The organism is Pseudomonas sp. FSL R10-1350 (assembly GCF_009600525.1).
Lineage (GTDB): Bacteria > Pseudomonadota > Gammaproteobacteria > Pseudomonadales > Pseudomonadaceae > Aquipseudomonas > Aquipseudomonas helleri.
In genome coordinates, this window is sequence record NZ_WIVR01000173.1 from 1 (window position 1) to 626 (window position 626).

1 protein-coding gene is annotated in these 626 nt (G+C 65.3%); it reads right to left on the bottom strand.

What is annotated here, in order from left to right; translation table 11 throughout:
- Nucleotides 1-111: 111 nt before the first annotated feature.
- Nucleotides 112-626 (bottom strand): ABC transporter permease (locus tag GHO25_RS25710; RefSeq protein ID WP_153393414.1); only part of this gene is annotated, 515 nt, incomplete at its 5' end.

A 626-nucleotide genomic window follows, 5' to 3' on the forward strand; every position in this document is an offset into this window, starting at 1 on the left:
GCGCCAGGCACTCGCCGGGATGCACCTGGAAGCTCACGCCCTTGAGGGTCGGCGCCGCGTGCGCACCAAAGCGCACATAGAGGTTTTGCACATCGATCAGAGGTTGTGTACTCATGCCCGTTTCCCTTCGCTGCGACGCAACAGTTCGCGGCCGATCGCGCTGATCGAGACCACGGTCAATGTGATTGCCAAGGCGGGCCATGCGACCAGCCACCAGGCGTTGGCCAGGTAGTTGCGGCCCATGGCGAGCATCCCGCCCCACTCCGGCGCTGGCGGCGCGGCGCCAAAGCCCAGAAAGCTCAAGGCCGCGCCGTTGACGATGTTGCCGCCAATGCCGATGGTGGCCAGGATCAAAATCGGTTTGATCGCGTTGGGCAGCACATGCCGCCAGATCACCAAATGCCGGGGCAGCCCCAGGGTGGTGGCCGCTTCGACGTAACCGGCGCCGCGCACCACCAGAGTTTGCGCCCGCACCAGGCGCGCATAACGCGGCACGTTGGCGATGCCGATAGCGAGGATGATGTTGAGCTGGCCCTGGCCGAAGAAGGTGATGATCACCAGCGCCAGCAGCAGGTCGGGAAACGCCAGCAACACGTCGATCACGCGCATGACGGCGCCGTCCAGCC